General features: G+C 41.6%; 27 protein-coding genes. 18 read left to right on the top strand and 9 right to left on the bottom strand.

All coding sequences use genetic code 11. From position 1 onward, the window contains the following. Positions 1-5 precede the first annotated feature (5 nt). The 11 genes from lpxA to RMO68_RS05455 all read left to right on the top strand — a co-directional run bounded on the left by lpxA (position 6) and on the right by RMO68_RS05455 (position 10856). Positions 6-791, top strand: coding sequence for an acyl-ACP--UDP-N-acetylglucosamine O-acyltransferase (lpxA, locus tag RMO68_RS05505; RefSeq protein WP_310439715.1), 786 nt, complete (start codon positions 6-8; stop codon positions 789-791). After that, positions 788-2020: an ATP-dependent Clp protease ATP-binding subunit ClpX gene (gene clpX, locus RMO68_RS05500; RefSeq protein WP_310439714.1), complete on the top strand. Its 1233-nt coding sequence runs from the start codon at positions 788-790 to the stop codon at positions 2018-2020. Before lpxA ends, clpX begins: the two co-directional genes overlap by 4 nt. A gap of 8 nt (positions 2021-2028) precedes the next feature. Next, a complete protein-coding gene (locus tag RMO68_RS05495) occupies positions 2029-3066 on the top strand; it encodes a rod shape-determining protein (RefSeq protein WP_310439713.1) in 1038 nt (345 codons plus the stop codon). Beyond that, entirely contained in the window at positions 3059-3820 is a 762-nt protein-coding gene (gene mreC / locus RMO68_RS05490) for a rod shape-determining protein MreC (RefSeq protein ID WP_310439712.1), read from the top strand. Before RMO68_RS05495 ends, mreC begins: the two co-directional genes overlap by 8 nt. A 66-nt stretch (positions 3821-3886) precedes the next feature. Next, positions 3887-7144, top strand: coding sequence for a carbamoyl-phosphate synthase large subunit (carB, locus tag RMO68_RS05485; protein ID WP_310439711.1), 3258 nt, complete (start codon positions 3887-3889; stop codon positions 7142-7144). 3 nt (positions 7145-7147) lie between these two features. Next, entirely contained in the window at positions 7148-7579 is a 432-nt protein-coding gene (locus tag RMO68_RS05480) for a hypothetical protein (RefSeq protein ID WP_310439710.1), read from the top strand. 10 nt (positions 7580-7589) lie between these two features. Continuing rightward, on the top strand, positions 7590-8177 hold the full coding sequence (locus RMO68_RS05475) for a hypothetical protein (RefSeq protein ID WP_310439709.1): 588 nt from the start codon (positions 7590-7592) through the stop codon (positions 8175-8177). Positions 8178-8179: 2 nt separating this feature from the next. Next, entirely contained in the window at positions 8180-9358 is a 1179-nt protein-coding gene (locus RMO68_RS05470) for a glutathionylspermidine synthase family protein (RefSeq protein WP_310439708.1), read from the top strand. A 55-nt stretch (positions 9359-9413) separates the two neighbouring features. Then, positions 9414-10160 (top strand): FRG domain-containing protein, encoded by a 747-nt coding sequence (locus RMO68_RS05465; protein WP_310439707.1) that lies wholly within the window; start codon positions 9414-9416, stop codon positions 10158-10160. Positions 10161-10348: 188 nt separating this feature from the next. Then, positions 10349-10558, top strand: coding sequence for a hypothetical protein (locus RMO68_RS05460; protein ID WP_310439706.1), 210 nt, complete (start codon positions 10349-10351; stop codon positions 10556-10558). Further along, positions 10548-10856: a type II toxin-antitoxin system RelE/ParE family toxin gene (locus RMO68_RS05455; protein WP_310439705.1), complete on the top strand. Its 309-nt coding sequence runs from the start codon at positions 10548-10550 to the stop codon at positions 10854-10856. The genes RMO68_RS05460 and RMO68_RS05455 overlap by 11 nt, the downstream gene beginning before the upstream one ends. 3 nt (positions 10857-10859) lie before the next feature. On the opposite strand, the gene RMO68_RS05450 is transcribed toward RMO68_RS05455, so the two are convergent. The 8 genes from RMO68_RS05450 to RMO68_RS05415 all read right to left on the bottom strand — a co-directional run bounded on the left by RMO68_RS05450 (position 10860) and on the right by RMO68_RS05415 (position 16567). Next, positions 10860-11654, bottom strand: coding sequence for an ABC transporter permease (locus tag RMO68_RS05450; protein ID WP_310439704.1), 795 nt, complete (start codon positions 11652-11654; stop codon positions 10860-10862). Further along, positions 11654-13501: a flagellar hook-associated protein FlgK gene (flgK, locus tag RMO68_RS05445; RefSeq protein ID WP_310439703.1), complete on the bottom strand. Its 1848-nt coding sequence runs from the start codon at positions 13499-13501 to the stop codon at positions 11654-11656. The genes RMO68_RS05450 and flgK overlap by 1 nt, the downstream gene beginning before the upstream one ends. 1 nt (position 13502) lies before the next feature. Next, complete coding sequence (locus tag RMO68_RS05440; protein WP_310439702.1) at positions 13503-13934, bottom strand: hypothetical protein; 432 nt, start codon at positions 13932-13934, stop codon at positions 13503-13505. 14 nt (positions 13935-13948) lie between these two features. Beyond that, on the bottom strand, positions 13949-14155 hold the full coding sequence (locus tag RMO68_RS05435) for a flagellar biosynthesis anti-sigma factor FlgM (protein ID WP_310439701.1): 207 nt from the start codon (positions 14153-14155) through the stop codon (positions 13949-13951). 67 nt (positions 14156-14222) lie between these two features. After that, positions 14223-14513, bottom strand: coding sequence for a rod-binding protein (locus tag RMO68_RS05430; protein ID WP_310439700.1), 291 nt, complete (start codon positions 14511-14513; stop codon positions 14223-14225). Beyond that, positions 14513-15559, bottom strand: coding sequence for a flagellar basal body P-ring protein FlgI (locus RMO68_RS05425; RefSeq protein WP_310439699.1), 1047 nt, complete (start codon positions 15557-15559; stop codon positions 14513-14515). The genes RMO68_RS05430 and RMO68_RS05425 overlap by 1 nt, the downstream gene beginning before the upstream one ends. 50 nt (positions 15560-15609) lie before the next feature. Next, positions 15610-16197, bottom strand: coding sequence for a 16S rRNA (guanine(966)-N(2))-methyltransferase RsmD (gene rsmD / locus RMO68_RS05420; RefSeq protein WP_310439698.1), 588 nt, complete (start codon positions 16195-16197; stop codon positions 15610-15612). Further along, entirely contained in the window at positions 16187-16567 is a 381-nt protein-coding gene (locus RMO68_RS05415; RefSeq protein ID WP_310439697.1) for a hypothetical protein, read from the bottom strand. Before RMO68_RS05415 ends, rsmD begins: the two co-directional genes overlap by 11 nt. A 213-nt stretch (positions 16568-16780) precedes the next feature. Here RMO68_RS05415 and RMO68_RS05410 point away from each other — a divergent pair, with 213 nt between their 5' ends. From RMO68_RS05410 to RMO68_RS05380, 7 genes are all read left to right on the top strand, one after another. Beyond that, positions 16781-18538, top strand: coding sequence for a sensor histidine kinase (locus tag RMO68_RS05410; RefSeq protein ID WP_310439696.1), 1758 nt, complete (start codon positions 16781-16783; stop codon positions 18536-18538). A 14-nt stretch (positions 18539-18552) separates the two neighbouring features. Beyond that, positions 18553-19260, top strand: a complete 708-nt coding sequence (locus RMO68_RS05405) for a response regulator transcription factor (protein WP_310439695.1) — start codon at positions 18553-18555, stop codon at positions 19258-19260. A gap of 191 nt (positions 19261-19451) precedes the next feature. Next, a complete protein-coding gene (locus tag RMO68_RS05400) occupies positions 19452-19832 on the top strand; it encodes a PAS domain-containing protein (protein ID WP_310439694.1) in 381 nt (126 codons plus the stop codon). 16 nt (positions 19833-19848) lie between these two features. Next, positions 19849-20955, top strand: coding sequence for a methyl-accepting chemotaxis protein (locus RMO68_RS05395; protein WP_310439693.1), 1107 nt, complete (start codon positions 19849-19851; stop codon positions 20953-20955). A 10-nt stretch (positions 20956-20965) separates the two neighbouring features. Beyond that, the gene (locus RMO68_RS05390) at positions 20966-21817 is read left to right on the top strand and encodes a diguanylate cyclase (RefSeq protein WP_310439692.1); all 852 of its coding nucleotides are present in this window, start codon (positions 20966-20968) and stop codon (positions 21815-21817) included. A 57-nt stretch (positions 21818-21874) separates the two neighbouring features. After that, positions 21875-23005 (top strand): FIST signal transduction protein, encoded by a 1131-nt coding sequence (locus RMO68_RS05385; RefSeq protein WP_310439691.1) that lies wholly within the window; start codon positions 21875-21877, stop codon positions 23003-23005. 1 nt (position 23006) lies between these two features. After that, positions 23007-24305, top strand: a complete 1299-nt coding sequence (locus RMO68_RS05380) for an ATP-binding protein (protein WP_310439690.1) — start codon at positions 23007-23009, stop codon at positions 24303-24305. Here the strand turns inward: RMO68_RS05380 and RMO68_RS05375 are convergent. Beyond that, positions 24300-24989, bottom strand: a complete 690-nt coding sequence (locus RMO68_RS05375) for an exonuclease domain-containing protein (RefSeq protein ID WP_310439689.1) — start codon at positions 24987-24989, stop codon at positions 24300-24302. The genes RMO68_RS05380 and RMO68_RS05375 overlap by 6 nt on opposite strands. Positions 24990-24991: the final 2 nt, after the last annotated feature.

Genomic DNA, 24991 nt, shown 5'->3' with positions numbered 1-24991 from the left:
GTCGCATGAGTCTAATCTCTCCACACGCCATTATCGAAGAGGGAGCCGTTATCGGGCCTGATGTCGAAATCGGAGCTTTTTGTTTCGTTTCCGCCAAATCAAAAATCGGTAAAGGGACAAAGATTGCTCAGGGGACTTGCATCTACGGCAATACCACCATCGGTGAATACAACGAAATTTTTTCCCATGCGGTTCTCGGTTCCGTCCCCCAAGATTTAAAGTACGCAGGTGAAGAGGTTGAACTCATCATCGGCGATTACAATAAAATCCGAGAGTTCACCTTGTTTAACCCCGGTACTGCGGGAGGCGGCGGGAAAACCGTTGTCGGAAACCATAATCTCTTTATGGGATATGTCCACTTAGGCCATGACGTCATTATCGGAGACCATTGTATCCTTGCCAATGCCGCCACATTAGCAGGGCACGTCGAGATGGGGAATTATGCAGTTATCGGCGGGATGACTCCGGTACACCAGTTTGTCAAAATCGGTGACTATGCGATGATCGCAGGGGCATCTGCCCTCTCACAAGATGTACCGCCGTATTGTTTGGCAGAGGGGAATCGTGCAATATTGCGCGGTCTAAATCTCAACGGCTTACGTCGTCATCTTGAACGTGCCGATATCGATGCGCTTCGCAGTGCCTACAAAGAGCTGTTTGAATCAGGAAAACCGCTCCAAGAACAAGCGAGCGTTTTACTTCAAGATGCAACAAGCGAGTTTGTTAAAAACCTGTGTACGTTTGTTGTCAATACCAAACGGGGTATCCCGTATGAAAGGAATCAATCATGATTCATCGCCATTGCAGTTTCTGTGACGCGGCAGAGAGCGATCACAATCCGCTCATTGCCGGAACAAATGTTTATATTTGTAAAAATTGTGTTTTCTCTGCTTATAAAATCATGTTCGGTGATTCAGAAGCAGAAACCGCTTCTACCCATGAGCATAAAAATACTGAACTATTAACGCCGAAAGAGCTTAATGCCTTTTTAGGAGAGTATATTATCGGTCAACAGCGAGCGCGTAAACTCCTCTCTGTAGCCGTATATAATCATTACAAACGTATTTTTAAACATACTCATGTTGAAGACGAGACCGAAATCGCCAAATCAAATGTCCTCTTGATCGGACCGACCGGAAGCGGTAAAACGCTCATGGCACAAACCATAGCCCGTGTTCTCAACGTCCCGATCGCCATTGCCGATGCCACCAGCCTTACCGAAGCGGGATACGTCGGAGAAGACGTTGAAAATATCCTCACTAAACTTCTTCAAGCGGCGGACGGTGATGTTGAACGGGCGCAACAAGGGATCGTCTTTATCGATGAAATCGATAAAATTTCCCGAATGAGCGAAAACCGCTCAATCACCCGCGACGTATCGGGTGAGGGGGTACAGCAAGCCCTGCTTAAAATTATCGAAGGTGCCGTAGTCAACATCCCTCCAAAGGGGGGGCGAAAGCACCCCAATCAAGATTTTATCCAAATCGATACTTCCGGCATCCTTTTCATCTGCGGCGGAGCATTTGACGGGCTGGGTCAAATTTTAGAACGCAAACGCGGTAACAACGTAATGGGTTTCGGCCACGAAAAACGTTCAACTACCGATATCGATGACAGTTTTGAAAACGTTGAGCCGGATGATTTGGTAAGCTACGGGCTCATTCCTGAACTGATCGGACGCTTACCGATTATTGCATCCCTAAACAAAATAACCGAAGAGGAGATGGTTCGTATCTTAACGGAACCGAAAAACTCTCTGGTTAAACAATACACCAAGCTTTTTGCTATCGATGACGTCGAGCTCTCTTTTGAAAAAGAGGCGCTTAACGCTATCGCGGCTAAAGCTTTGGCACGTAAAACGGGAGCCCGCGGACTTCGTGCCATTATGGAAGAGACGATGGGAGATACGATGTATGAACTTCCTGAGTACAGCGGTTATGAGGTGCTCATCACCAAAGATGTCGTAGAAGAAAAGACCCAACCTGTATACATTAAAAAATCAACTCAAAAAAGCGCATAGGAGAGTCAATGCTATTTAATAAACTTATCGGAATGTTCTCAAACGATCTCTCTATCGATTTAGGGACAGCAAATACCCTAGTGATTTCCAAAGGGCGAGGGATCATTATTAATGAACCTTCTGTCGTTGCGGTAAAAACTGAAAAATACGGTCAACAACGTGTTCTTGCCGTAGGGCGTGAAGCCAAAGAGATGGTCGGTAAAACTCCGGGCAATATCAAAGCGATTCGTCCGATGAGAGACGGTGTTATCGCCGATTTTGATATGACCGAAAAAATGATCCGAAAATTTATCGAAAAAGCACACGGTCGTACATCACTTATCAGCCCGCGTATTATTATCTGTATCCCTTACGGATTGACGCAAGTAGAGCGTAAAGCGGTTCGTGAATCGGCTATGAGTGCGGGAGCGCGTGAAGTGTACCTAATCGATGAACCTATGGCTGCCGCTATCGGTGCAGGGATCGATATTCGTGAACCAAGAGGGAACATTATTGTCGATATCGGAGGAGGAACCACTGAAATCGGTGTTATCTCACTCGGAGGACTCGTTCTTTGCCGTTCTATCCGTGTTGCAGGGGATAAAATTGACCGTGCGATCATGGATTACATTAAACGCAAATACAATCTCTTGATCGGTGAGCGTATCGCGGAAGATATCAAAATTAATATCGGTACCGCTATGCCGTTGGCGCAAGAGCTTAAAATGATCATCAACGGACGCGATCAGGTCGAAGGGCTTCTTACTTCGATTGAACTTACCAGTGAAGATGCGCGTGAAGCGATGCGTGAACCGCTTAAAGAGATTCTTGAAGCGTTGCGTGACGTATTAGAGAATATGCCGCCGGATTTGGCAGGTGATATCGTTAACAACGGTGTTATCCTCACCGGTGGCGGAGCACTTATCCGTCAACTGGACAAATATCTCTCTGAAATTATCAAAATTCCGGTTTACGTTGCCGATGAGCCCCTTTTGTGTGTTGCACGCGGAACCGGTCGCGCATTAGAAGAGATCGATCAACTCCACGAACTCTTCGATAATGAATAAACAATCGTTAACTATCGCTGCACTCCTTTCCATTTTGGTAGGCAGTGCACTCTATTTTACTAATTTTTTGCAATCTCCCATTCTTCGGATAACCCATACTATAAAGTCATCGTATCTTGATGGAGTCGAAACCATTCAGCACGCCGTCGACGAACATTTCAACCAACAAGCTACCATCCTCGAATTACGGAAAAAAAATCGTTACTATGAACAAGAGCTGTTAAATCTGCATCAAGTAGCCGATGAATACCAAAAAGTGCTTCAAGAGCATAACAGTAGCTTCAAAACAACACCGGATACCAGCTTAGTACGTGCCCTCTCTTATGTCCGTTTCGGAGATCCTCACCGCATATGGATTGAAATGGAAAAGTTTAACCCCAAACGTGTCTACGGACTTCTCTACCGCGGTTATGCGGCAGGTATTGTCGTATCCAAAAATGGACGCCCCCTAGCCCTCTTAAACGGCGACGTTAAAAGCTCATATGCCGTAAATGTCGGGACTTCACTGGCACCGGGAATTGTTCGGGGAAATAATGCGCGCCGTTTGATCGTTGAATTTATCCCGACATGGATTCCGATTGCGGTAGGAGATGAAGTTCTTACTTCAGGATTGGATCGTATTTTTATGGCAGGTTTAAAAGTGGGAAAAGTGATCTCAATTACAAGAGCAAGCGGCTACCAAAGTGCCGTCATCGAACCTTATTTTTACGGCAAAAATCCCGCCTATTTCCATGTTATAACACAAGTAAGATAGGGACTGTAATCGGATTTTAAGTGCTTCTCGTCTATAATAATAAAATTTTTATGACGAGGGGTCTCAATGCCAAAACGCGACGACATCAAAACGATATTACTCATCGGATCAGGCCCGATCGTCATCGGTCAAGCCTGTGAATTTGACTATTCAGGAACACAAGCGGTCAAGACGCTCAAAGAACTTGGCTACCGCGTAGTTTTGATCAACTCGAATCCGGCAACGATTATGACCGACCCTGAATTTGCCGATCGTACCTACATCGAACCGATTAAACCTGAAATCATCGCCGAAATCATCAAAAAAGAGAAAGTTGACGCAATCCTTCCTACTATGGGCGGGCAAACGGCTCTTAACGCCGCGATGAAAATGCATGAACTTGGAATGTTAGAGGGGATTGAATTCCTCGGTGCCAACCCAAGTGCTATCAAAAAAGGGGAAGACCGCCAAGCATTTAAAGAGTGTATGGTGAAAATCGGTATGGACTTGCCGATCTCCCGTTACGCTTACAATATGGATGAAGCCTTAGCGGCTGCCGAAGCGATCGGTTTCCCGATCATTATCCGCGCGTCGTATACCCTAGCAGGGGGTGGAAGCGGTGTCGCGTACAACATCGATGAATTTAAGCTTCTCGCTCAACGCGGTCTTGATGAATCCCCGATTACCGAAATCTTAATCGAAGAGTCATTGCTCGGATGGAAAGAGTACGAGATGGAAGTTATCCGTGATCGTAACGATAACTGTATCATCGTCTGTTCTATCGAAAACTTCGATCCGATGGGGGTTCATACGGGAGACTCTATCACCATTGCCCCTGCCCTCACCCTCACCGATAAAGAGTATCAACGTATGCGCGACGCATCGTTCGCTATTTTGCGTGAAATCGGTGTTGACACCGGAGGATCAAACGTACAATTCTCGGTCAATCCGGAAACAGGACGTATGATTGTTATCGAGATGAATCCGCGAGTATCGCGCTCATCCGCACTCGCATCCAAAGCAACCGGTTATCCGATTGCCAAAGTTGCAACCTTGCTTGCAGTCGGCTTTACCCTCGATGAGATCACCAATGACATCACAGGGACTCCTGCAGCGTTTGAACCGGTTATCGACTATATTGTGACCAAAGTACCGCGCTTCACGTTCGAGAAATTCCCCGAAGCGGAATCTACCCTCACCACCAGTATGAAATCGGTCGGTGAAGCGATGGCAATCGGACGTACCTTCAAAGAGTCAGTACAAAAAGCACTCTGCTCTCTTGAGACGGGGTTAAGCGGCTTCGACCCTATCGAGGGTGATCTCGAATTTGTGAAACATGAAATCCGCCGCCCGAATGCGGAACGTATCCTCTATGTGGGACAAGGTTTCCGTATGGGACTCTCTAAAGAGGAGATTTTCGAACTCTCTAAAATCGATCCGTGGTTCTTGACCCAAATCGAAGAGATCATCGCACAAGAAAAACGGATCACAACGGCAACCCTCACGGATGAGCTGCAACTTCGCCGTCTTAAAACCGAAGGATTTTCCGATAAAAATATTGCCCGCCTCATTACCCTCAATGGCGGAAGTGCAAAAGAGAATGATGTCTATGACGCCCGAAAAGCACTGGCAATCGCATTTGAATATAACGAAGTCGATACCTGTGCGGCAGAGTTCGGTGCATTAACCCCATATCTTTATTCAACGACCAATATTACCCGCCTCGGACTTCAAACACCGCGTCAAAGCGACAAGAAAAAAGTGATGATTTTAGGAGGCGGGCCAAACCGTATCGGTCAGGGGATCGAGTTTGACTACTGCTGCGTACACGCCTCATTTGCCCTCAAAGAGATGGGGATAGAGACGATCATGGTCAACTGTAACCCTGAAACCGTCTCTACCGACTACGATACCTCCGATGTTCTCTATTTCGAACCGATCGATTTCGAACATGTCCGCTCTATCGTCGAAGCGGAACAGCCTGATGGGATCATCGTCCATTTCGGAGGACAAACACCTCTTAAACTGGCAAACTCTCTCCACGCTATCGGAGCTAAAATTGCCGGAACTTCGGCAGAAGTGATCGATTTGGCGGAAAACCGTGAGAAATTCTCTGCCTTCGTGGTAGAACAAGGTCTCAAACAACCGGAAAACGGCATCGCCATGACAAAAGAACAGGCATTCGCCGTCGCTGAAGAGCTCGGTTATCCGGTTCTCGTACGTCCTTCGTATGTTTTGGGAGGACGTGCTATGCGTATCGTCTACAACGAAGACGAACTTCGTACCTATATGGATGTTGCCGTATCGGTGAGCAACGATTCTCCGGTTTTGGTCGATAAATTCCTCGATCAAGCGGTTGAGCTTGACGTCGATGCGATCAGTGACGGTAATGAAGTCTATATCGGTTCGGTTATGCAGCATATCGAAGAGGCAGGGATTCACTCAGGAGACAGTGCGTGTTCACTCCCTCCGGTAAGTCTTAGTGCTGAGTTGCAGGCACAAGTGGAGCAACAAACGAAAAAAATCGCATTGGGTCTCGGTGTTATCGGGCTTTTAAATATCCAATACGCGATCTATCAAAACGAGGTTTACCTCATCGAAGTAAACCCTCGTGCATCACGTACCGTACCGTTTGTCTCTAAAGCAACCGGAATGCCGCTTGCGAAAGTTGCAACCCGTGTCATGCTTGGAGATACGTTACGTAACGCACTCAAATTCTACGATAACTATAATGTTGTTATGGAAGCCGATGGGCTACTTAAACCGCGTCTCAAAGGACACGTTGCGATCAAAGAGGCGGTGTTCCCGTTCAACAAACTCTACGGTGCCGATTTGGTTCTCTCTCCTGAGATGAAATCAACCGGTGAAGTTATGGGGATCAGTCAAAACTTCGGTGTCAGCTTCGCAAAAAGCCAGCTTGCCGCAGGCAATAAAATCCCGACTTCAGGAACGTGTTTCCTCTCCTTTATAGAGATGGATAAAGCCCACGCCCCTGAAATCGCACGTGGATTGCATAAGCAAGGGTTTAAACTTGTGGCAACACGCGGTACCCAAAAGGTGATCGAGGCGGCTGGAATCCCATGTGAAGCCGTCCTTAAAATCTCTGAGGGGCGTCCGAATATCGAGGATGTCATGAAAAACGGAGAGATCTCTCTTGCTATCAATACCTCCGATAATAAAACATCGAAAAAAGATGCCGAGCAGATTCGTCAAATCGTCTTACGTATGGGAACCCCTTATTTTACCACTCTTAGTGCCGCCCGTGCCGCAATCGAAGCAATGACTCATATGCAAGATGACAGCTGGATGGAGCCTCATGCCCTCCAAGACTACCTTATCCCTTAAGTTATGAAAAAAATCCTCCTCGCTCAAACCGACACCACTGTCGGTTTTCTCTCTCAAGATGTTACTCGGCTTGAAGAGATTAAAATGCGTACAGGAGGAAAACCCTTTCTTAAAGTCTATTCCGAATTTAAAAACTTACGCCAAGACATTCGTATTCCGTCACTTCATAAACGTCGTGTTCGTCATGCGCACAAAACAACCTTCGTCGTTAAAAATCAAGCGTTTCGATACGTAAACGATCCGGAACATTCACGTCTCATTCACCCTTATAAATGGCTCTATTCCACCTCCGCAAACGAGAGTGGAAAGTCTTACGATCCCCTCTTTTGCCATGCCGCATGTGATGTCATCATCGAAGATTCTCGCGGTCTTCATGAACAAAGTGCATCTGAAATATTTTTACTCAACACAACGCATTTAAAACAATTACGATAGGAGATTTAAAATGAAACATATTACCTCAGCAAAACACATAATGATGGGGACAATGGGAGTTATTGTCCTAAGTGCCTTAAGCGGATGTCAAAGTGCACCGGAAGAGCAAGCCGGTAGTGAAGAGAGTGTTACCCAAAATAAATTTCTCGTGGTTGAACAACAACCAAACGGAAAATATGTCATTATCGAAGAGATGCCGACTACAGGGCCAAGCCGTGCTATCATCAAGGAGACGGATGAAAACGGCACCGTAAGCGAGAGGGTCATGAGTGAAGCGGAGATGAAAGAGCTCGCCGACCAAGAGTACAAAAAAATGGAAGCGGGACAATCAGAGCTAAACGCCGAACCTCAAGGTGAGGGGATGGGGCTTGCCGGAACCATTCTCGCCGCTGCCGGAGGTGCACTACTGGGTAACATGATCGGAAATGCCCTCATGAATAATAAAAATGTCCAAAGACATCAAGATGCTTCTAATCGTTCAGCCTATCACCGTTCATCTGCAAACGGTTCATCAACAGCATCCAATTCTCAGAAAAAAAGTTTCTTCGGTAATTCTGCTTCGAGAAGTACCTCTTCTAGCAGCAGCTTCGGAGGATGAATATGGTCTCTCTCCAGAACATCACGCCGATTGATGATCGTACCTTAGAGCAATTTGGATTCGGCTGGCATACCGACAGTGACGAAAGCAAATACGTTGCCAATGAACTGGTTGTGGTCTCGGATCGTGAAGCTGAAGCCTACTATGAAGCGGTTAATGAACTCTATGATATGTACGCTACTGCCGCTCAGCATGTCATCGACAATAATCTTTTTTTTGATCTCGGTATTCCCTTTAATCTTGTCGATTTGATCAAAAAAAGTTGGGAAAATGATGTTCATTGGCATTTATACGGACGATTTGACCTCGCAGGCGGAATAGGCGGGGTACCGATAAAACTGATCGAATTTAATGCCGACACCCCTACTTCTCTTTTCGAAACGGCTATTTTACAATGGGCCTTGCTTAAACATAACAACATGGACGAAGAGCGACAATTCAACAACGTCTATGAAGCGATCAGCAATAATTTTCGCCGTCTCGTCACCCTTTTCGATGATCCCGAAACATTTGAAAAACATTACGACGGATGGAAAATTCTTTTCAGCTCAATCAGCGGCAATATCGAAGAGGAACAAACAACTCGACTCCTACAGCAAATGGCGATTGATGCGGGATTTGAGAGCGGATTCGAACCTCTCGGCGGAGTGAAGTTTGATGATGAGGGAATCTATGATAGTACTGAAGAGCCGTATGAGTATTGGTTCAAACTCTACCCATGGGAAGATATCGCTATCGAAGAGCCGGAACTGGCTACACAGCTTAATACCATTATGCAAAACCAAAAAGCAATTATCCTCAATCCTGCCTACACCCTCCTCTTTCAATCCAAAGGGATGATGAAAATTTTATGTGATCTTTTTCCAGATTCTCCGTATCTCCTTAAAACCTCTTTTGAGCCTCTTAAAGGGGTACAACAGGTCGAGAAACGGATGTTCGGTCGTGAAGGTGCCAATGTACGAATCATGGATGCGTCTGGCTCAACTATTGAGTCTAATGATGGACCGTACGGCAACTTCAAACCGATTTACCAAGAGTACGTCGAGTTCCCGAAAGACAGTAACGGAAACAGCTATCAAGCAGGAGTCTTTTTTGCCTACGAAGCGTGCGGATTAGGTTTCCGTCGCGGTGGAAAAATTCTAGGCAATATGTCAAAATTTGTAGGACATGTCCTGCGTTAAAATATATCAATTTATTTTATTATGTATAATAGTTATCACTTATTAAGGTTTTAAAATGAATACTAAGCATATAGGTTCTTCTTTATTAGATTATTTAAAAATTATACGAGATGATTTTACGCCCCTAAATGGGATTGGTTGGATATATAGAGGACAATCAAATATTGATTGGGAATTAAAACCGAAAGCTGGAAGAAATGAATTTTTTGACCACAAATGGTCAAAAGAATATCCAGATAATCCACACCATGATTTATTAAGATTTAATGCGTGGAAAGATCAGGCTTTTGCATTTTTAGATAATATTCCTGAGCATGAATTAGAATTTTTAGCATTAGCACAACACCATGGACTTGCTACAAGATTGCTTGATTGGACGTCTAATCCTTTAGTTGCTTTATTTTTTGCTGTAAACGATAATAGGGATAAAGACGGTATTGTTTATTGTTACTTAGAGAATTATACTATCACTTATGATAATCAATATTTTAGAGAAATCAATCATATAGTTAGCTTTAAACCTAGGCCAATTAGTCCAAGAATACTCAATCAAAGAGGACTTTTCACTTATCACCCCAATCCAAGTATTGAATTAACGGGAAGTGAACCAATTGATAGAAAAGAAATAGCTTATAATAATTCAAATTTAGCAAAAATCACTATTCCAAAAGACATGAAAAATATGATAATGCGAGAATTATATGAAGTAGGAATAGATGAATCCTTTCTCTTTCCAGGACTAGATGGTTTGTCTGCTATGATAAATGAAGAAACCTCTCGTATTCTCAGATACGTGGAATGACCCAAAAATACTAGATACTTTTTAATTCGTTAATTTCGTCGATAATGAATAAACCAAATCTCTATAAAATCCTCATGCAGGGCTTCGCGGTCGAAAGCTATTAAGAGAGAGTGTTGAGAAGTTAGAAAGTGCGGGGGAAGAAGCTAGAAAAAAATAAGGTATAATTTTTCATAAAAAAAGGAGACTCGATGACAGCTTACCATCTCGATATCCGCGACGAATCAGTCACTGAAAAAATTATTGCATTTTTAAAATCATTGCCTGAAAATAGTGTTCAGCTCTCAAAAGAAGAGTATGATGAAGAACTCGAGTCGATGATTGACGAAGGGTTTCAATCTGATGTTATAGGGACACACGAAGAGGTTTTTGCCAAACTAGGCAAAAAATATGCCCTATAAAATCCTCTATCTCGAACACGCTTACACTGATCTTGAAACCATTTTAGATCATATCGCCGAAGATTCCCCCTCTCATGCCATCGAATACCTCAAATTTCTCAAAAACAGTATTTCAAAATTATCCAATTTCCCATACTTAGGTGTTACGTGCAAACGTAAACATATTCGTAGAGAGTGCCGTGTTCTCATCATCGAAAATTATCTCGTTTTTTACAAAACCAACGAATCTTCAAAAATTATTATCATTGGCAGGGTTTTGCATCGTAGTGTTAATTACAAAACAAAAAAGCTTTTTTAGCTTTTACCTTACCTCTTTTTGATTCATTTTCGCTTGAAGCGCGTTGGAAATATTCATGAGGGAAAAGGTAACGATAAAAATCATCAAACCTGGGAAAAAACTCACCCACCACGCGATGTCTATAACCTCTTTACCTCCGCTGAGGATACTTCCCCAGCTCATCTGCGGGGCAACGATTCCAAGTCCTAAAAATGAGAGACCCGATTCTGCTAAAATCGCCCCTCCTACGCCGAACGTAAAGCTTACCAACACAATCGGTGCCAGTAAAGGGGCATAATACTTGAGCATTATTTTCATAGGGTGTACTTTAGCAATATGTAAAATACGAATAAACGGCTTAGATGCGATGGCAAAACTCTCTGAGCGGATCATACGTGCTGTTCCCATCCACCCTGTAATCGAGATGATTAACACAAGAACCCAAAGGGAAGCATTCACGTAGCTCACCAGCGTTAACAATAAAAAGAGGGTTGGAAAGGTTAAAAAAAGATCAACGACCACGATAAAAACTTTATCAAAGCCACCGCGTAAAAGTGCAGCACTTACTCCATACAGCAATCCGATTAGAGTCGAAATAAGGGCACTGGCAAATCCAATTAACAGAGAAACTTGCCCACCCTCCATCAGTCGTGCTAATAAATCACGTCCTAATCTATCCGTACCGAACCAATGGTTTAGCGAGGGCTTGAGTAAAATAGCTTGAGAGTCTAAAAAAAGAGGATCTACCGTATAAAGAAACGGTCCGATAAAAGAGAAGAAAATCACCGTAACAAGTACGGTAATGCTAAAAAAAGGCATTATGCCTTAATACCCAATAGTGTTGTCATCATTTGATCGACAGTGGTAATAACTTTAGCGGCAGCACCGTATGAGGTTTGATACCGAATTAGATTTGCCAACTCTTCATCAATACTCACTTTACTGACCGTATCGTACTCTTGCTTGATTGCGTTATATTGTGCCGTCAGGGCATCATTGGTCAATATGACCGAATTAGTTTTTGTACCCACTTGCGTCACTAAATTGTCAAAATAACCATACAGGGTATCTGTAGATTTATTCAAACCACTTCCAAACGTAACTGAAGCAAATTGCAACTCAACCATCTTTAATGCCGTTTGATTATCACCGTTTGCAGGAGATTTAAATCCTTTGATCTTACTCGAATCCTCTTTTAATGCACTGTTGAGTGAAATATTCTTGGCATCCGAGCCGTCATAAAATCGATTAATACCGGTTACACCGGCGAAATTTGTCCCATTATCTTCAATCGCAAAAGTATACCCTTGCGCCAGTAATGATGCTTTTAAATCAACCTGAAATACTTTTTGATTTGTATTAAACGTCGCCAGTAACATATCATCAATATCATTCAGTGCATTTCCGTCTTTATTATCGTCGTTTGACAAATTGATCTGACCGACAATACTGTTCGTTGTCATCGGTAGATCATCGATCATAGTCCCCTGATCCATTGAAATAGTACGCCGACCGACTTCATTCCCGGCAATGTCATACACGATAATATCAAAAGTCCCCGTATTAAAGTTCTCGTCCGTACTCAGTAGTGACTGATTATTTGAAAAACTAAGCGGATTTGACTGCATCGAAGTAGTGGCGGTTTCAGCATACACATTATTGGTCGCTTCAATCATCCCTTTGGCAAAAGCATCAAGGTTATTAATGGTCTCTTGCAAAAATCCGTCTTCAAATTCACCGTTTGTCCCGATTGTTGAGCCTCTTAATTCGAGTAAAGCACCGATTTTACCACCGGTGATACTATCGGTATAAGGAACTTTAACCCCGTCTTGACGTTCATAATATAAATCATTGTATCCGTTTTGATTGCTGGCACTGTCCATCCCTATCGGATGGAATGAACCGCCGTCAACAATGTTGAAACCGCCGATTTGAATCGTATAGCTCCCCTGTTTTAAGGCGATATTACTATCAATGACATTATTGGTCTCAATCTGTCCCACAATCACTTTCGCACCGATAAGTTTTGACATAGTTAATTCTAATTGGGTTCGCTGATCACGTAAATCGTTAGCATTATTCGCGCTGCCGGACTCGGCTTTATTGATCTCTATATTTAATTCTGAAATTTGTTTTGCGATGCGGTTAACTTCGTCAATATTGACTTTTACTTGATCATTCAAAGAGCTTTGAAGAGTTGTAATTTGAGACCGTGTCTCTTGAATATGCTGTGTAAGGGTTTGTGTTTGCTGAGCCAATGCCACTTTTAAAGAAGTATTACTCGGATTAGCCGCAAGCGACTGCCACGTATCAAAATAGTTTTGCATATCATTTTTTATACCGACATCATCAATTTCCGGGAAATAGGAGGAGAGTTCTTCAAGATTTTTTTTCAAAGTATCTGAATTTTCTTTGTTTTGGGCGGCATTTGCTAAACGTCCGAATACAAACTCATCGAATACACGCACTATTTCCGTAATTTGAGTTCCGCCGCCGCGTTGTCCCGGGTCTACGCTAAGAGGAGTTGATGCTGCCGTAACGACACGTTGACGGGAATACCCTTCTGTCTCGGCATTGGCAATATTGTGTCCGGTAGTATCAATACCGATTTGAGCTGCGTTTAATCCGCTATAGCCAATATGTAACGCATTAAATATAGATGCCATGTTATGCTCGTATTTCCAAAAACGAGGCTTCGGAGGTTGCCACTTTTTGATACCCTTGCATTTGTGTCGGAACCAAACGCTCTAAGAGGGTATTATAAAATGAGCCTACACTTAAAACCATTTTTGCATATTGTTGATTTACATCTCTAAGCAGTGAAAGATGCTCTTTAAGGGAGTCGAGTTGCTGATGTTGTTCATTATCTAAAAGTTCAGAGAGAGGTGCTGTCGGATGTTGTGTCATCAGTTTTGATATTTCACGATCGATCATCGCTTTTTTTTGTTCAAAACTTTTTATTTTCTCTTCTTTAATCGCTAAACGATCAAATTGCGGGTTATGCTTCGCTTCTCGGATATCGGCGATATCTTCTTGCGACAAAGAGATGAGAGTCTCAAGATCTTTGATAGCACTCTGTAACTGATAAGACAACATCATAAACTCCTCTGAATTTAAGTCAGCTCTTGCGCAATACGCTTGGCTAACGCTTCGATATCGACACGGTATTCACCTTTTTCGATAGAAGCTTTCAGCTCTTCGATTCGGCTTGTGTCACCTTGTTTTGTAATAGATTGCGTGGATTTCTCCTGCTCTTTGGTTTTTAACGATGATTCTTGATATGTCGCTTTAAGTAGCGATCCGTTCACACTTGAGATCATGGTGAATCCTTGTTATCCGTTTATGATGTATACATACCATATCGGCAAAAACCATTAATAATTTAGTCTATTTCTCTATTTTTTCACCCTTTTGACTAAGGTGTTCAAAAAGCATTTGAGAAAACCCAAATCCTCCTGCACTGGCGTTGGACAACTCTTCACGATACATTGATTTAAAAATCTTTTCTCCCGGATCGTTCGCACTGAAAAGATTTTTTTCTTCTTTCATCGCTTCATCCAACATCATTTTCACAATGATTGCTTCAAACTGATCCGTTTTTTCACGTAAAGCGGCATCCCCTTCTTTGGTTCCGATAGTCGGAATCGCTCTTTGGTGCTGAACTGCGGTTATATCCATTAGATAATCTCCAAATCAACAGAGATGGCTCCGGCACTTTTCATCGCTTGAAGAATGGAGATCATCTCTTTAGGGGTAGCACCCATTTTTTGAAGCGAACGGGCGATATTCGCAACCGTCGTTGTCCCTCTTTCGGTATAAACTTCATTCTCGTTCAAGCCGATGACAAGACTTTTATCCATTGCTACACTACCTGCAGGTTTAGAGACTTCGTTTTGGGAAAGAATTTTTACGGTCATATCCCCTTGAGTAATGACAACCGGTTTTACTTCGACATCCACACCTGCCACGATTGTTCCGGTACGTTCGTTGATGATAATCTTCTGCTCTTGAGCATAATGGATCTCAAGGTTTTGCACTTCGGCTAAAAATTCAACCATCGATTTATTTTTTGGAAGCTGTAAGTTGATTGTTCTCGGATCGATAGCAGCGGCAACATTTGCACGGTATTTGGCGTTAATCGCATTTTGTATCGCAATGGAGTTTGCAAAATTAGATGTTTTCAAAGAAAGCGTCGCATTGTTTTGGTGATACAGATCTTGTTGGATTTCTCGCTCCACCAAGCCTCCGCCATAAACTAATCCAACGGTTGGATGTGATTCCGCGCCGGCACCTTTTTCATTTTTTCCGCCGATACTTATAGAACCTTGTGCAAGTGCATATATCTTACCGTCAACCCCTTTGAGAGGGGTCATCAACAGTGTCCCTCCTTCGAGTGATTTTGCATCACCGATAGAAGAGACGGTAACATCAAAAGCATCCCCTTGTCGTGCAAAGGGGGCAAATTTTGCCGTAACAACAACGGCGGCAACGTTTTTAGATTTAATGTCAACCGGATTCATATCGATATTCATAGCTTTGAGCATGTTCGCGATAGATTGGAGGGTAAATTTAGAAGTCGTACCGTCACCCGTTTTTTTCAAACCGACCACGAGAGAATAACCGATAATTTGGTTATCACGCACACCGACGATATTAGCTACTTCACTAATACGTGTTGCTTGTGCTAGGGTTAGTAAGCAAAAAAGTAATACGAAAATTCTCATGCCCGTCCTTTATGATAAAAGGATTAAGCAAAGGGCATTCCAAAAATGGGTTATGCGTAATAAGTAAGTGAAGTTTTTCCGAAGCGCTTGGATTTAAGGCGGTTAAAATGACCGATCGCATCAGGGAGTTCGAGGGTACTCATATGCTCAATGATAATTAAAGTCGCCATTTCAAGAGGGAGTGAAGCGATCATATCGATAGTTTTATCATAAATCTCTTCCATCCCCTCGCGGATTGAAAAAGGGGGATCAACATAGATAAAGGCACTCTCTCCGAGAGAAGCCAGACGCTTTTTTACCTGAATAATGTTACTAAAACTGTCCCCTTCGATAATCTCACAAGCTTTTGGATCGGTTTGGGCAATATTTTCACGTAGCGTACGGATCGCATCGCGGTCCCTCTCCATAAAAATGATTTTTTTAGCACCCCGACTGAGAGCTTCAAGCCCGATCGAGCCGCTTCCTGAAAAAACCTCTACCAACACCGAATCCATAACATCAAACTGTAACGTATTGAAAAAAGATTCCAAAACAATTCCCTTTGAACTACGGGTGGTCTCTTTAGAGGGGAGTTTTAACGTTTTGCCTTTATATTTTCCGGCAATGATTTTTTTGGTTATTGTTGAATTACTTTTCATAAAATGCCCGTATCGCTTTGAGTATATTGGATTGATACTCACGCGTCAATTTGTCGATATGCCGTTCTAAAATATCAAAACTAACCCCTTCTTCATACGAAAGAGGTTTCTCCTCTTCGATTGCAACAGGTAAATCTTTTTGAGACTCAAACTTTTGGTTTAATGAATGCATCAGCTGCGCTTTGGAAAACGGTTTGATCAGATCGGATGCTTCCCCTAATCCTATAACGAAAGTCAGATATTGATCGTCATAGATTTCCTTGTCACGAATCAAAATATCGCATTGACGAAGAGAGCTCAGATGTCCGTCCAGAAAAAGTTCCAAGGAACGTTGCAGTAATGGAGAATCACATTGGATAGCTACTTTCACGACGTTTGCCTTGTAAAAAATATTCTATATTAGTATGTTATTTTAGCATACTAAGTTCAAGCCGAAGATAAAATCCTTTAGAAAAAAAATGCGTTACAATAGTGTTTATAAGTAATGTACGGATTCGAGCCGATTTTTCAACTCGCCCCTACTCACAATTTCACTATAGATTGAGTTTATACAGCAAATGACACTAACCTTTAAAGCAATAGTATGAGTAGCACATGGCGTAATCTGGTAATCGGGATTTTTCTTTCAACTCTTATTATGGTATTCGGAGTTTGGCTGATTCACAGTGATATAAAATCTCAAAATCTCAAAATGCTACACCAGCAACACATTATCAATCGTAACTATATTCAAGAGTTTAAAAATACCCAAACTCAAGTTCTAATGACATTGGCACATAATCCTGATGTTTGCCGCTTTAATGCACAAAAAAGTTCGAATGTATCTTCTCTTTTTTATTCTTTTCTGAAGTCCGATAAAAAGATAATGCAGCTGCGATTTATCGATACCGATGGAAATGAAAAGATTAGAATAGACCGTCTTCCCGACGGAACAATCCGACACACTCCGAAGACTGAGTTACAAAACAAAGCCGACCGCTACTATTTTCAGGAATTTATGACACTAAATCAAAATACTGTCGGATTTTCAGAATTTGATCTCAATATCGAGAACGGTAAGGTTGATATCCCGTTTAACCCAACCCTTCGAGCGGGAATACCGGTTTATCACAACGGAATAAAAAATGGAATTATCGTCATCAACTACTATATGGACGACTGGATTAGACAACTAAAACGCTCTAACGCTTCAGCTTTTTTTATTGTTGATTCTGAGGGGTATTTTTTAGTACATACCGATCCTCTTTGGTCATGGTCAAAATATCATACGGTTCCCAAAAAAGCAACAGAGTTTTTTCATCTCTCCCCCTCTTTATTTGTCCCACTGCAAGAAACGGATTACCGCTGGATTAATGATAATACGGTCGCATTCTCTTTGGATTTGTACGGCCAAAAGCTTTTAGCTCTGTATCAGCCGAAAGTTTCCCCTAATGAGCTGCTACTTCGCAGACTCGTTCAATTCGGCTTTATCATTCTTTTGTCCTTGATGTTTATAGTGATTCCGTTAATAGGAATCATACGAGATAATTTTCGCCGTATTGAAGAAGAGAAAAATAAAAACGAAGCGATCTTGATTCATCAATCCAAATTGGATGCGATGGGAGATATGCTCGGGGCAATCGCACATCAATGGCGTCAACCGCTCAACTCGATCGGCCTTATTATTCAAGATATTGTAAGTGCTTTCAAATACGGTGAACTAAATCATGAATATTTGAAAACTTCGGAAAAAGGGGTGATGGAACAGTTACAGTTCATGTCACAAACTATTGATGCTTTTCGCAATTTTTTTACCGATGATAAAAAAGAAGAACCTTGTAATTTGATTGAAATAGTCAATAATATCCATACCCTTTACCAAAAACAACTCAATGAATATGAAATCACTTTAGAGATACTATGTGAAAATACTTTCGAAGAAATACATCCTTGCCAAAATGAAGAGGAGCCACAAAAGTTTAATCTAAACAGCCATCCGGCTCTCATTAAACAGATCCTTCTCAGCCTGATTACCAATGCTAAAGAGGCAATAATATCAGCAGAACACACCCTACAGAACCGTACCATCTCCCTCACCCTTTATACTGATAGCGATATATTTCGTATCGATGTAAGCGATCGGGCCGGAGGGATGGATCCTCTCATCACGGAGCGAATTTTTGAACCTTATTTCACCACGAAAGAGATAGGAACAGGCTTAGGTCTTACGATCGCGCATACCCTAACTAAACGCCATTTAAAAGGAAACCTCATAGTCCGATCTGATATGGAAAAAGGGATCACTACTTTTACCCTTACACTCCCTCGCTATCACGCCGATACAGAAAAACATACATTATAAAAAGGAAAAACATCTTGGATAACTATGCTGATTTTAATAAATACTCTATTTTAATTGCTGAAGATGACCCTATCGCGTTAAGTTCACTCGCAAATATTTTAAGACGCTATTTTAACCATGTCCTTACCGCGTCAAACGGCTATGATGCCTACGAACAAGTCTTATCACATAAGATTGACATCATCCTTACCGACATGCGTATGCCGTATCAAGACGGTGCTGATTTCATCAAGCAAGTAAGAGACTTAGATCAAAATCTGCCGGTTATTTTTATGTCGGCACACACCGATTCAAAAACACTTCTTAGAGTTATCCCGTTGAATATCACCGATTATCTAATAAAACCGATTCAAATTGACCAAGTTTTGCGCCTTTGCAAAGAACTATTCAAAAAAAAGAGTGAACTCAATGTACCATCTAAAACTACCAAGTCGCTCTATACACTCAAAAGCGGGGTCGATGTTGATTTAGACAATAAAATCGTAAGTAAAAAAGGAGAGATGCTTCTGCTCACAAAAAAAGAGTTTGAGTTACTCTCATTGCTAATCAAAAATAAACAATCCGTTCTCAGTAAAACAGAGATTGAATACCTTTTATGGGATGGTGAGATTGTCTCTGAGAGCAGTGTTAAAACCCTTGTCAAAAAACTGCGTGCAAAAATTGGTGAAGAGTCGATTACTACCGCTAAAAACATCGGGTATAAAATATCTATTATTCCCTAACTCCTTTTCTTACTTAAAATAACCAAAAAATAACTCTGCACCGCTACCATATTATCTATTCAAAGATTTAAGATATTTATCCTAATCAGTTGCCAAAAAAACTCTACGAAATGGGACTCCCGTTTTTTATAATAGATTTTGGGTTACAGAGTATAGATTAATACCAGTTTGTAAAACACGAAGGAAAGAAAATGGAATATACATTAAGTGATACCGATTTTTTAGTATCACAAACCGATTCAAAAGGGAAAATCCTTTTTGCTAATGAAGATTTTTGCAAAATTGCCGGCTATACACTCGAAGAATTGATCGGGCAACCGCATAACATCGTCCGTCATCGTGATATGCCAAAAGCGGCGTTTAAAGATTTATGGGACACCGTAAAAAGCGGAAAAGTTTGGAAAGGATATGTCAAAAATGCCACTAAAAACGGCGGTTTTTACTGGGTTTTTGCTACCGTCTATCCAAATATAGCCTGTGGTGACGGTGAAGGCGGATATATGTCTTGTCGTCGTAAAGCTTCCCCTGCTGAGATTCAAAAAGCGGAAACGCTTTATAAAACAATGCGATAAAAAAGGCAATTAAAGAATGAAAAACAACATCAAAATAATTATTTTATCCCTGTTAGGTATTGTAGGTTTGGTATTAGCCATAAGCGTTAACTCTATATGGATAACATCCGGAGTAATCGTTGTGCTTATGGGAACGGCAATCGTACTTAATCTCACCTCCTCCGGGTCAGATATTTTTTCTAATCAGTTGGAAGATTTCGAAGAATTATTGAAATTTAAACGTAATCAAATGGATATGATTCCTGCTGAAACAAACAGTATTGAAGAGAAGCTCAATCATCTTGCACAAACACATGAATTGATTTTGGAGCAAGATACCAAAGTAGCCGGTGAAATGGTGCTACTCGCGGATAAAGTACGCCGCGGTCATTTTATGTGCCGTGTTGCAAGTGATTCTACAACACCGCATGTTCACCTCCTCAAAAAAACGATGAACGCAATGCTCGATGCGACTGAAAAAAATCTTGATCAAGCCATCAGTGTTTTAGAATCTTTAAGCGAAGGGAAATTTTCTACTCGCGCTCACGTCAATGTTGAGGGGAAAATGGCTCAGATGTTGGAAAAAATCAACGATTTGGGTACAGCACTTCAATCGATGGAACACCAAAACAATGAAGCTAAAGAGGTGCTCAACAATAATACCCAACAGCTTAAAAGTACCCTTGAAAGTCTTCGTGCAAATCAGTTTGTCGAACTTAACGGAATGATTAACACCACAGTGGATCGGATCCAAAGAGTGGCAAACAAAGAGCATGAACTCTCCGACAATCTTCAAATACTAGCAAGTAACGCACAAGAAACCAAACAAATCTTAACTACTATCGGGGATATCGCTGATCAGACCAATCTTTTAGCGCTCAATGCAGCGATCGAAGCGGCACGTGCCGGAGAACACGGACGCGGATTCGCCGTAGTTGCCGATGAAGTACGAAAACTTGCCGAACGTACCCAAAAAAGTTTGGCGGAAACTGCCGCAACAATCAATATCCTTATTCAGGCAATAAATGACAACAGCGACTCTCTCAATAAAAACATGGATGAAATGATGGATCTTACTACGTACGTTGGAAGTGTTGATAACAAAATGGAAGAGCTCCTCTATTCAATGGATCGATTAAGCTAAAGGAGTTTATTTGGGGATTAAAAGCACACATTTTCATCAATATATTTCTTTACTGGAAAAATATGTTTCAACTTCCATTACAGACGTGGAAGGAGTGATTGTATATGCAAGTAAAGCATTTTGTGAAATGACAGGCTATACACAAGAAGAGTTAATCGGTAAAAAACATACAATTCTTCGCCATCCTGATATGCCAAATGAAATCTATACTGAATTATGGACAACCATAACACAAGGAAAACCTTGGCATGGACGTATCAAAAACCGTACAAAGTATAAGGAATCGTACTGGGTAGATGCGCACATTGAACCAATCTTTGATAATGGTAAAATCATTGGATATCAGGCAATACGACAGAATATTACCGAAGAAGCCCTATTCGAAACTCTTGCAAAAATTGATATATTAACAGGTTTATACAATCGTAAGACAATTGGGGAGTTTGCTCAAGTGTCTATAGATGAAGCACAGCGATATCAAACACCGCTTTCTGTAATCATGGTAGATTTAGACGATTTCAAACAAATCAATGATACGTATGGCCATCCAGCAGGTGATGAAGTTTTAAAAAAAATATCTGTAATATTTCAAAACTTAGTTCGTTCTAGCGACCGTGTCGGGCGTTGGGGTGGAGAAGAATTTCTTATCCTTCTCCCTCAAACAACTTACGGACAAGCAAAAGAATTAGCTGAACGGCTGTGTGTTGAATTTTCCTCTCATAAGTTTGAAAAAATCGGTTATAAAACCGCTAGCTTCGGAGTTGCTTTATTGGAAGCAGAGGATACCCTTGAGCGTTTAATAGAAAAAGCAGATAAAGCATTATACACTGCCAAAAAGTTAGGAAAAAATCGGATAAGTTGATCCGGATAAAATAGTCTATACTGTCAATTATCAATTCGCAATCAGAAAGAGTATACAATGAATATACAAGAACTCGTCTGGACTAAAACCGAATGGATTTCTACAAAGGTTTTACAGATTGAGCCTTTATCCGCACAACTCATTTTTGTTTTTGGGGATGTTGATGCGATAGCCGAAGCATTACCGATCACATTATTACAAACTTCCTATCCTAACGCTAAAATTGTCGGTGCATCAACGGCAGGGACAATCGAGTCAGGAAAATTGAGCGAGTATTCTCTTGTTGCAACTATTATTGCTTTTGAACAAGGGTGGGTTGAAGTCGCTACGATGGATGCCCTCGATAACTCTACGCTCGAGGAGCGTTCTCAAGAACTGATCCGACAGCTCCCACAAGAAAATCTTCAACATCTCTTTGTTTTGTTCGAGGGGCTGAAACTCAACGGTTCCTCATTTGTAAAAGGGATAAACAGTGTCGATCATGCATTACCTATAACCGGTGCACTAGCAGGAGATAATTTGGCATTCGACCATACCCTGATCCTCGCTCAGAAAGAAGCGAAAGAGTGCCGAGCAGTTGCAGTAGGATTTTATGGAGATTCGTTACACATACGTATCAAATGTGAATCAGGGTGGGAAGAGTTCGGGGCAGAAAGGGTCGTAACGAGGGCGGAAAGAAATCGTGTCTATGAGATTGATAATAAACCGGCGCTAAAGCTCTATCAAGATTATCTGGGAGATTATGTTAAAGATCTGCCGCTAAGCGGTTTACGCTTTCCGTTGAATGTCCGTGAACCCGGAAATGAAAAAGAGTTAGTGCGGGTAATGATGGGAGCCAATGACGATCAGTCGATCCTTTTCGGTGTCGATATACCCCAAGGCTCAATCGTACGGCTCATGAAAACCAACGTCAATAATCTCATCGAAGGGGCTGAAGCGGTAGCGAATCGAATTGATGACCATAACAATAAACCCGCACTTGCAATCGCCATCAGTTGCAGCGCTCGACGAAGCGTTTTAAAACAGCTTGTAGGGGAAGAGCTGGAAGCATTAAGCGAAAATGTAAGTGAAAATATCCACATATGCGGATTTTATTCTTACGGTGAAATTGCCCCTTTTTCAGATAATTTACTTGAGTGTCACCTTCATAATCAAACCATGACACTCACCGTAATTTACGAGGATTAAAATGCATAAGCTCCTCGAAATACAACTCAAAAAATGTTTTGGAAAAGAGTGGGGAAACAGTTCTACTGATCCTCAGTTTCAAAAATTTCTTAATCTAATTAATGAAAGTTACCAAGATTTTGATGATCACAGTGCAATCCTTCACCGTTTTCTTGAAGTAAATTCAAAAGAGTTGACAGAGGCAATCAAAGAGATTAAAAAAGGGCACGATCTTCTTCACAGTGTAACCGAATCCATTCATGATCTGATTTTTTATAAAGATCTAAATTTCAAATATATCGGATGTAATCAAAGCTGTGCAAAATTTTTCGATAAGAGCGAAGCCGAATTTCTTGGAAAAGACGATTTTGAACTCTTTCCAATGGAATACGCCTTAGGATTTCGTCAACGAGATACCTTGATCTTTAGCAAAGTTGAATCGACAACGAATGAAGAGTGGGTTAAAAACTCTAAAGGAGACGATGTCTTATTGCTAACAACCAAACATCCCTTATTCAACTCTCGTGGAGAACTAATGGGACTAGTCGGGATTGCACGTGACATTACAAAAGAATACTGGCTAGAGCAAGAGATTAAAGAGCAGCAAGCTATTTTAACCCAACAATCTCGTTTAGCAGCGCTGGGAGAGATGATCGGAAATATAGCCCATCAATGGCGTCAGCCGATTAATTCGCTCGGGTTGATTATTCAGGATTTGAATGAAGCCTACCGATTCGGAGAACTAAACCAGAGTTACATCGAAACAGTCTCTTCCAAAGCCATGGAACAAATTCATTATATGTCGAACACTATCGATGATTTTCGTAATTTTTTCAATCCTGATAAAGATAAAAAAATGTTTTCCCTCAATAAAAGTATTGAAAATACCAAAAATATTCTGAAACAGGGGATAAGAAACAGCTCCATTGAGTGTGAAATTTTAATTCCTAAAGATATTTTCATTTATGGCTATAAAAATGAATTTTCGCAAGTCATTTTTAATTTGCTCAGTAATGCGCGAGATGCAATTATGAGTAATAAACCCAAAATTCCTAAAATCAAGATTCATGTAAAAAATAAAAAAAATAGTGCTGAAATTTCAGTTTCAGACAATGGAGGGGGTATACCGCCGGATATTCTCCCCAGTATTTTTGACCCCTATTTTACAACTAAACCGGAGGGAAAAGGGACAGGTATAGGGCTGTATATGGCTAAAAAAATTATTGAAAATCATATGGACGGTTTATTGCTGGTTCACAACACAAAGGATGGTGTATGTTTTACCATCGTATTACCTATAGAGAAAAAATCAGCCTCATAAATAGTGCTCGATACTGTAGCGAAGATCCTCATCCATATCCATCAGACTCTCTACCATCCACTTCAGATAGGCGGGGTCTTTGAGGGCGATCTCTTCGATCCTTTTTTTGGCGTATTTCCCAAACGGCAGACGGCTCAGGAGAACATGGCTTTTGGATATCTCTATCAGCTTCTCAACATCCGCCAAATCGAGAAGATACTCTAATACCATTTTCGTATGGAGCGCATCACTCAGGGCATGATGAGGAACGAGTGATACCCCATGTTCTTGAAACACCCTCCCCTCCTCACGATAAAGTCTCAGCTCATACCGTAAAAACTGCAAGCTATACCCCTCCAAATCATCCATCAGCGATTTGGAACATTTGAGGGTATCGATAACGCTCCCCTGCCATGTCACCCCCTCTTTTTCCAACATTGCAAGTTCAAACGGGGCATTATGCGACACCAAAATATTCTCAGGAGTATTGAGGCTTTTGAGTTTCTCGGCACTAAAGGATTGGGAAAATGAGGGAGCATCACTCACCATCTCATTCGTGATCTGATGGATTGCCGAAGCGGCGGGAGGGATTTTTTTTCCGGGATTGATCAACTCGAAATGGGTTGACTCCCCCTCAATAATCCCCAAAGCGCAGATTCTGTCTTTGACCTCTAACCCTGTCGTTTCCGTATCCAGAAAAATCACGT

The sequence above is a fragment of the Sulfuricurvum sp. genome, assembly GCF_031427015.1.
Taxonomy (GTDB): Bacteria; Campylobacterota; Campylobacteria; order Campylobacterales; family Sulfurimonadaceae; genus Sulfuricurvum.
This window is presented reverse-complemented; position numbering and strand designations above follow the sequence as displayed.